The organism is Streptomyces albidochromogenes, assembly GCF_005981925.1.
GTDB lineage: Bacteria > Actinomycetota > Actinomycetes > Streptomycetales > Streptomycetaceae > Streptomyces > Streptomyces albidochromogenes.
Genome location: NZ_VBVX01000287.1, coordinates 1 through 8,001, shown reverse-complemented (window position 1 = coordinate 8,001; position 8,001 = coordinate 1). Strand labels below are relative to the sequence as shown.

Genomic DNA, 8,001 nt, shown 5'->3' with positions numbered 1-8,001 from the left:
GGGTTCGTACCGGAGCCGGTGCCGCCGGTGGCCGGCGGGCGGTTCTCCTTGGGGGCGCCCGCGCTCTTGGACGCGGTCGCGCCGGGCGCGGGGTCCCGCGGGCCGGCGACGCCGGCCGGCCCGTCGGCGGCCGGCGGCTCGGTGGCGCCGGCGGAGGCGGACGGGGTCGCGCCCGCGGTCACCGGGGGTGTCGTTCCCGGGGAGGCCGAATCGTCGGGGGCCGGGGATATCCGGACCGTGTCCGCCTTCTTCTTGTCGTCGGCGAGGCCGGGTATCTGGAGGAAGGGCGCGGCGGAGTTGCCGCCGGCCAGGGCGACGACCAGCGTGACGGCGTAGCAGGCGCAGGCGAAGGCGAGAACCCAGCCGATGCGGCGCAGCTTCTTGCTGCGGCGGCCGCTCGCGTCGACGAAGACCGGACCGTCGGAGCCCTCTTGGAGCTCCTGGAGCTCCTGGGTCTGCGGCGGGTGGCCGAGGTCGCCCGGCCGCACGGTGCCGAGCTGGACCGTGATCTCACTCGGGATCGGTTCCTGGGGATACCCGGATCGGGCATCGTCTCGCCAATTGTCCACAGTTGTACGCACATCCCCCACTGAAGTGACTGGGGTGCGCGCCGCGACTGCTCGGTTGATCTGTGCACGGAACGGGCCCCCACCCACTCCGAGCGCCCCCTATCACACCGCACCCAGGCGATGAATGTAGCGCACGCCGATGACAGGAGGGCTGCTGAGTCAGTTGTTGTTGAGCATCAGTGACATATCGGTTTCGGGAAGCCAGCCCCCTGTGGGGATTTCCAGCCATCCATCCCGTTCCCCGAGCTCGGAAATCGTCCCTTTTAGCACCTCAAGCCCCTTATGGCGGAGACCTTTTCGCCACACGAGTGAGATCGGTGACAGTGGTACGGGATCGACGATCGGCCGCAGCTCCATGCCGGGCACGGCGATGAACTCGGTACTCGCCAGTACCGACCAGTGCCGCTTGCGGATCACCCGTACGAACTCCTCGGCGCCCTCGATCTCCGGGAACGGCGCCGCCACCGCGATGCCCCGCCCCGCGAAGAGCCGCACCGCCAGATCCGTCCACTCGGCGGTGGCCGCGTTGCCCGCCGCCGCGTAGAGGGTCTCCCCCGCGAGCGCGTCCAGCGGCACCTCGTCCAGCGCGGCCAGCGGGTGGTCCTCGGCGAGGAGTACGGCCATCCGCTCGAACCGCATCGGCCGGTGCTCCAGCTGGTCGAGCAGAGCGGGGTCGAGCCCGGCGACGCGCCCCGAGGACACGTCGATCCGGCCGGCGACGATCGCCGCCGCCGCCCCCGTGAGGCCGCTGTGGAAGCGGGCGACGAACTCCACGTCGGGCGCGGCCGCCCGCGCCGCCTCCAGCACCTGGTACGCGGTACCGACATGCGCGCCGACGTCGAAGACCAGCGGCCGTTCGTCGCGCGCCCAGGCGGTGCCCAGCTCGTCGTACGCCGCCAGCACCCGCCGCGCGTACGGCAGGAGCCGCTCGCCCTCCGCCGTGAGCGACACGCTCCGGGTGGACCGTACGAACAGCTCGGCCCCCAGCTCCCGCTCCAGCCGCCGCACGTCACGGCTCAGCGCCTGCTGCGCCGTGTAGAGCCTGGCTGCCGCCCGGGTGAAGTGGAGGTCCTGGGCGACCGCCTCGAAGGCGCGCAGAAGGCGGGGTTCTATGTCGTGGGGCACGCCGTGAACTTACATCGCGGGCGCGTGAATGGGCGCCCGGAAGGTGTTGGACCACCCGGCGCTCCCGCCGGGAGGCTTGATCCATGCCCGTTCGAGACACCCCTTCCCCTCTCCTGGCCGTGTCCGGCGACGTCCTGATCGCCGCCGGCCGCCCCGACTACGCGTACGCGCCGCGCCGCACGCCGCGGCGGCGCCCGCCCGGCCGCTTCTCCCCCTACCGCCGCCTGCTCGCCACGCCCGGGGCCCGCGCCTTCACCGCGGGCAATCTCCTGGCCCGGCTCCCGATGGGCATGTTCAGCGTGAGCGCGGTCATGATGATCGCCGGTTCGCGCGGCTCGTACGCCCTGGCCGGAGCGGTCGTCGCGACCGGTCTCGCCGTCACCGCCGTCGTGGCGCCCTGGACGGCCCGGCTCGTGGACCGGCACGGGCAGGCCCGCGTCGCGGTGCCCGCCACCGCCGTCGCCGTACTCGGCTCGCTCGCCCTGCTGCTGTGCGTCCGCCACGGCGCACCGGACTGGACGCTCTTCGCCGCGTACGCCGCCACCGCCACCACTCCGAACACCGGCGGCATGTCCCGCGCCCGCTGGGCCCACCTCCTCCGGGACGACCCGGCGGCCCGCCACACGGCCAACTCCTTCGAGCAGGCCGCCGACGAGCTGTGCTTCATGCTCGGCCCGGTCGCCGCCGCCTTCCTGTGCACGGCGCTGTTTCCCGAGGCCGGCACACTGACCGGGGCCATCCTGATGATGACCGGCGTCCTGGTCTTCGCCGCCCAGCGCGCCACCGAACCGCCCACCAGCCCCCGCACGCCGGGCGCCCGCTCACCGGTCCGCCTGCCCGGCATGCCCGCGCTGCTCGCGGTCTTCCTCGCGACCGGCGCGGTCTTCGGGTCCATGGAGGTCGTCACACTGGCCTTCGCCGACAGCGTCGGTCATGGCGCCATGGGGGGACCGGTCCTCGCCCTCCAGGCGGCGGGTTCGTGCGCGGCGGGCCTGCTGTACGGCTCCGCGCGCGCGGCGCGTGACGCGCACCGCCGCCTGCTCGCGTGCGTCGCGGCCATGACCGCGCTGATGCTGCTGCCCCTGGTGGCGGCCTCCACCGGCTCGCTGGCCGCGGTCGCCGCGGCGCTGCTGGCGGCGGGCGCGGCCACGGCCCCCACGCTGGTCACCGGCATGACCCTGGTCCAAGGCGTGGTCCCCGCGGCCCGGTTGAACGAGGGCATGACGCTGGCCGTCACCGCGCTGCTCGGCGGCATAGCCGCGGGCTCGGCGGCCGGCGGCTGGCTGGCGGAACACGCCGCCCCGGCCGCGGGCTACGCGGCGCCCGTGGCGTCGGCGGCCGTGGCGCTGCTGCTGTGCGCGGCGCTCACGGGCACGGCAAAGGCCCCGACGTCCTAGGACGGCGGGGCCTCGGCCTCACATGGGAATTGTGGAGATGGCGGGAATCGAACCCGCGTCCAACGGTGCAGAACCAGGGCTTCTCCGAGTGCAGTCCGCTGCGATTTTCTCGGCCCCGGAGATCACACGGACAAGTCTCCGACGGGCTCAGTCACTGTTTGATTTCCCACCCGATCCCGTGACCGGACCGAGTGGTTTAGTTCCCTTGATGATGCCAGGATCCGGGTCGGGAACACCCCCGGGCTGACACTTCGCTAGGTCGCTACTTAGGCAGCGAGGGCGAAGGAATCGCGCTTGGAATCGGCGATTATTGGTTGCGACATATGGTTAACGAGATCATTGCCGCTTCCTCGACTCGCTTCCCCTGCCTCGACATCCGCTGTCGAAACCGATCATCCCCATGTTGTTTTATCAAGGTGGTACACGTGCCCCGGGAGGCACAGGTGCCATCGTACGTGAACAACGCACGACCGTGCCAGCCTATTCCCGCCGGCCCGCCGCGCGCCGTCAGAGCTGCCCGCGCTCCCTGCGCTTGACCGCCGAGATCGCCCGGTTCGTCTCCCGCAGGTCCTGCTTCTCGCGCAGCGTCTGCCGCTTGTCGTACTCCTTCTTGCCCTTGGCCAGTGCGATCTCGATCTTGGCCCGGCCGTCCTTGAAGTACATCGCGAGCGGCACGATCGTGTGACCCGACTCCGACGACTTGCTCTCCAGCTTGTCGATCTCCGCCCGGTTCAGCAGCAGCTTGCGCTTGCGGCGCGCGGAGTGGTTGGTCCAGGTGCCCTGCGAGTACTCCGGTACGTGCACGTTGTGCAGCCACGCCTCGCCGCCGTCGAGCTGGACGAAGCCGTCCACCAGCGAGGCGCGTCCCTGGCGCAGGGACTTCACCTCGGTGCCGGTCAGGACCATGCCGGCCTCGTACGTGTCGATGATGAGGTAGTCGTGTCGCGCCTTCTTGTTCTGCGCGATCAGCTTGCGCCCTTTTTCCTTAGCCATAGTGCGGCCATTTTCGCACTACGACCCTCCCCCGAGGCCACTCAATACTGTCCGGGCCCGCTCCTGGGCCCGCTCGCTCACCGCGAGGTCCGGGCTGATGCCCCTCCCGTCGACGCTGTGGCCCGCCGGAGTCCGGTAGTGCCCGACGGTCAGCTCGGCCACGGAACCGTCCGGCAGGCGGCTCGGCATCTGCACCGAGCCCTTGCCGAACGTCCGCGAACCGACGGTGACCGCCCGGCCGCGGTCCTGCAGCGCTCCGGTGACGAGCTCCGCCGCGCTCATGGTGCCGCCGTCGACGAGGGCCACGACGGGCCGGTCGGTGTCGCCGCCCGGCTCCGCGTACAGCGCGCGCTGCTCGCCCTCCATGTCGTACGTCGCCACCAGCCCGCCGTCGAGGAAGGCCGAGGCGGCGGTGACGGCCTCGGAGACGAGCCCGCCGCCGTTGCCGCGCAGGTCGAGGAGGACGCCGTGGTCCTTGGGCACGGCGCGGACCGCTTCACGCACCCGCTCGCCCGAGCCCTTGGTGAACGACGCCACCTTGATCAGCGTGGCGCCGTCCGCGAGCCGCTCGACGGTCACGGCCTCGGTGGTCAGCCGCGCGCGCCGCAGCCGCTCGTCCCACCGGCGCTCACCGCGCTCCAGGCCGAGGACCACCGAGCTGCCGGCCTTCGCCGCGTCGCCGCCGTCTCCGCGCAGGAGCTGTACGACCTCCGTGACGGGGCGGTTCTCCACCGGATGCCCGTCGATCGTGCGGAGCCGGTCGCCCGCCCGGATGCCGGCCCGCTCGGCGGGACCGCCGCGCTGCACCCGGGAGACCTCGACGCGGCCGTCCCCGGCGCGCTCGGCCCACAGGCCGACACCCGTGTACTCGCCGCCGAGTGCCTGCTCGAACTCCGCGTACTCCGCCGGGTCGTAGACCGCGCCCCACCGGTCCCCGCTGCGGCTGACGACCTCTTCGGCCGCCTCCTTGCCGGACTTGCCGTCGGCCATCGCCTCGGCGGCGGCGTCGGCCACCGCCTCGCGGTCGGCCGCCACCACGACGGAACGCGCGGGGACCGACGGCGACTTCTCGTCCTCGCCCGGCCACGAGTCGGTGGCGGCGGCGGTGACGAGCACGGTCGCGAAAACCAGTGTCAGGGCCGCCCCGCGGCGGACACCGCGGGGACGAAAGGTGACTTCAGGGCCCAACATGGCGCCGAGTCTAGGACAAACGAAGGGCGCCGCACGGTCGGTTGACCGTACGGCGCCAGGGGCTCATGTCACACCTTGAGGTACTTGCGCAACGCCACGAACCCCGCGAGGGCGGGCATCAGGAGCGCGATCGCGAGCACCAGCGGGAGCTTGGCCAGCACCGCGTCCCAGCCGATGAAGTTGACGAGCGTCAGCTTGTCGGCCAGCGCCAGGCCGTGGTCGATCAGGAAGTACCGGCCGACGAGCAGCATGCCGCAGGCGAAGACGCCGCCGATCAGGCCGGCGAACGCGGCCTCCATGATGAACGGCATCTGGATGTAGAAGCTCGACGCGCCGACGAGCCGCATGATGCCGGTCTCACGCCGACGGCTGAACGCGGACACGCGCACGGTGTTGACGATCAGCATCAGAGCGATGACGAGCATCAGGGCCATCACGCAGAGCGCGGCCACGTTCATGCCGTTCATCAGCTCGAAGAGGTTGTCCAGGATGCCGCGTTGGTCCTCGACCGACTGGACGCCGTCCCGGCCCTCGAAGGCGGTGGCGACCACCTTGTACTTCTCCGGGTCCTTGAGCTTGACCCGGTACGACTCCTGCATCTGGTCCGGGGTGATGGTGTCGGCCATCGACGTGTCCCCGAACTGCTCCTTGTAGTGCTTGAACGCCTGGTCGGCCGACTCGTACGTGACGCTCTCGACGATGTCCATCTTGTCGAGGTCGGTCTCGATCTCCTTCTTCTGCTCCGCCGTGACCGCTCCCTTGGAACACCTGGGGATGGTCTCGGCGTCGTTCTTGTTGCAGAAGAAGATGGAGACGTTGACCTTGTCGTACCAGTAGCCCTTCATCGTGCTCACCTGCTCGCGCATGAGCAGCGCCCCGCCGAAGAGGGCGAGGGAGAGGGCTACCGAGATGACCACCGCGAAGGTCATGGTGAGGTTCCGGCGGAGACCGACGCCGATCTCCGACAGGACGAACTGGGCGCGCATGGCGTCCTTTCAGTGCTGGTATCCGTAGACGCCGCGAGACTGGTCGCGCACGAGGCGGCCACCCTCGAGTTCGATGACGCGCTTGCGCATCTGGTCGACGATCTGCTGGTCGTGGGTCGCCATCACCACAGTGGTGCCGGTGCGGTTGATGCGGTCCAGCAGCTTCATGATGCCGACGGAGGTCTGCGGGTCGAGGTTGCCGGTCGGCTCGTCCGCGATGAGCAGCATCGGGCGGTTGACGAACGCCCTCGCGATCGCCACGCGCTGCTGCTCACCACCGGAGAGCTCACCGGGCATCCGGTCCTCCTTGCCGCCGAGGCCGACGAGATCGAGGACCTGGGGCACGGACTTGCGGATCTCGCCGCGCGACTTGCCGATGACCTCCTGCGCGAACGCGACGTTCTCCCCGACGGTCTTGTTGGGAAGAAGCCGGAAGTCCTGGAAGACGGTGCCGAGCTGGCGCCGCATCTGCGGCACCTTCCAGTTGGACAGGCGCGCGAGGTCCTTGCCCAGGACGTGCACCATGCCGTGGCTGGCGCGCTCCTCACGCAGCAGCAGCCGCAGGAAGGTTGACTTGCCGGAGCCGGAAGAGCCCACGAGGAAGACAAATTCGCCCTTCTCGACCTCCAGGGAAACATCCCTGAGGGCGGGGCGGCTCTGCTTCGGGTAGGTCTTGGAGACGTTGTCGAATCGGATCACGGGTGCACCACGGTCGCCGGGAGTAGGTGAGCGTGACCATACGCGACGCGGGCAGGACCGCGCAGTCCGCGTACTGCGATGGGCGATTTATCACGGATCGGCACCGCATTGCGACCGGAACAGAACGGCCGTAACCCGACGGGGCGCGCCGGAACCCGCGCGAGCTGGCACAGTGGGAGGGGGAACAGTCACGTTCCCCTGAGCGTTGGCGGGAGAACGGCCGCAGGCGGCTCCGCCGCGCGGGAGGAGGAAAGCGCATGACCTATGACCGACTGGTGTGCGCGAACTGCGCGGCGCCCGTGAACCAGGGCCGCTGCCCCGTCTGCCGGGCGAACAGGGCGAGGATGCAGCAGGAGGGCGGCCCGCTGGCCGGGCTGACCCCGGCGGCGCTGGTGGTGCTGGTGGCCCTGCTGGTCACCGCGGTGGCCCTGCTGGTGCACCAGACCGCATAAAGACCCGCCGTACCGCTTCCACGGCCCCCTGAGGGCCGGCGAAGACCACGAGAGGGGCCCGGGGCGCTGAGCGCGCCCCGGGCCCCTCTTGTACGCCTAAGCGGTTCAGGCGACCGTACGGCCGCTGACCAGGCGCGGCAGCATGCGGAAGCCGATGCCACCGGCGATCATCGTCGCGGCGCCGATGAGCAGGAACGAGGTCTCGGCGGCGCCCGTCTCGGCGAGCTCCTCCTTGGCCTTGCCCTGCTCGACCGGCTTGGAGCCGGCGCTGTCGGTGTCGGTGTTGTCCTCACACTCGGCACCGTCGAGGTCGAGGGTGCAGGTGCCGGCGTCGCCGTCGGAGCCGCCGTCGGAGCCGCCGGTCACGGCGCCACCGTCGTCGTTGCCGCCGTTGCCGCCGCCACCGTTGCCGTTGCCGCCGTTCCCGTTGCCGCCGTTCCCGTTGCCGCCGTTGCCGTTCCCGCCGTTGCCGCCCGGGTCGGTGGGGTCAGAGGGGTCGGTCGGGTCCGACGGGTCGGTCGGGTCCGACGGGTCCGACGGGTCAGTGGGCGGGTCCACCGGGTCGGTCGGCGGGTCCACCGGGTCAGTG

Annotated in this window: 9 protein-coding genes and 1 other RNA gene; 2 read left to right on the top strand and 8 right to left on the bottom strand. The window is 70.9% G+C overall.

Features of this window, described 5'->3' with window-relative positions; genetic code table 11:
• Together E2E34_RS27510 and E2E34_RS27505 are read right to left on the bottom strand one after the other, a co-directional pair.
• The coding region (locus tag E2E34_RS27510; protein WP_138904597.1) for a hypothetical protein at positions 1-569 on the bottom strand (569 nt) is incomplete at its 3' end.
• Between the two features lie 159 nt (positions 570-728).
• Positions 729-1,694, bottom strand: a complete 966-nt coding sequence (locus E2E34_RS27505) for a LysR family transcriptional regulator (protein ID WP_138904596.1) — start codon at positions 1,692-1,694, stop codon at positions 729-731.
• A gap of 83 nt (positions 1,695-1,777) precedes the next feature.
• Here E2E34_RS27505 and E2E34_RS27500 point away from each other — a divergent pair, with 83 nt between their 5' ends.
• The gene (locus E2E34_RS27500; protein ID WP_138904595.1) at positions 1,778-3,091 is read left to right on the top strand and encodes an MFS transporter; all 1,314 of its coding nucleotides are present in this window, start codon (positions 1,778-1,780) and stop codon (positions 3,089-3,091) included.
• A 29-nt stretch (positions 3,092-3,120) separates the two neighbouring features.
• Here E2E34_RS27500 and ssrA read toward each other — a convergent pair.
• The 5 genes from ssrA to ftsE form a co-directional block, all read right to left on the bottom strand.
• Positions 3,121-3,491: a transfer-messenger RNA gene (ssrA, locus tag E2E34_RS27495) on the bottom strand.
• A gap of 107 nt (positions 3,492-3,598) precedes the next feature.
• Positions 3,599-4,084, bottom strand: coding sequence for an SsrA-binding protein SmpB (gene smpB / locus E2E34_RS27490; RefSeq protein ID WP_138904594.1), 486 nt, complete (start codon positions 4,082-4,084; stop codon positions 3,599-3,601).
• A gap of 18 nt (positions 4,085-4,102) precedes the next feature.
• Positions 4,103-5,275: a S41 family peptidase gene (locus E2E34_RS27485; RefSeq protein WP_138904593.1), complete on the bottom strand. Its 1,173-nt coding sequence runs from the start codon at positions 5,273-5,275 to the stop codon at positions 4,103-4,105.
• Between the two features lie 68 nt (positions 5,276-5,343).
• The gene (ftsX, locus tag E2E34_RS27480) at positions 5,344-6,261 is read right to left on the bottom strand and encodes a permease-like cell division protein FtsX (protein ID WP_138897256.1); all 918 of its coding nucleotides are present in this window, start codon (positions 6,259-6,261) and stop codon (positions 5,344-5,346) included.
• A gap of 9 nt (positions 6,262-6,270) precedes the next feature.
• A complete protein-coding gene (ftsE, locus tag E2E34_RS27475; RefSeq protein WP_028815006.1) occupies positions 6,271-6,960 on the bottom strand; it encodes a cell division ATP-binding protein FtsE in 690 nt (229 codons plus the stop codon).
• A 257-nt stretch (positions 6,961-7,217) separates the two neighbouring features.
• Between ftsE and E2E34_RS27470 the strand changes: the two genes are divergently transcribed.
• Positions 7,218-7,412, top strand: a complete 195-nt coding sequence (locus E2E34_RS27470) for a hypothetical protein (protein WP_138904592.1) — start codon at positions 7,218-7,220, stop codon at positions 7,410-7,412.
• A 105-nt stretch (positions 7,413-7,517) separates the two neighbouring features.
• Here E2E34_RS27470 and E2E34_RS27465 read toward each other — a convergent pair.
• A partial coding sequence (locus tag E2E34_RS27465; RefSeq protein ID WP_138904591.1) for an LPXTG cell wall anchor domain-containing protein occupies positions 7,518-8,001 on the bottom strand: 484 nt, incomplete at its 5' end.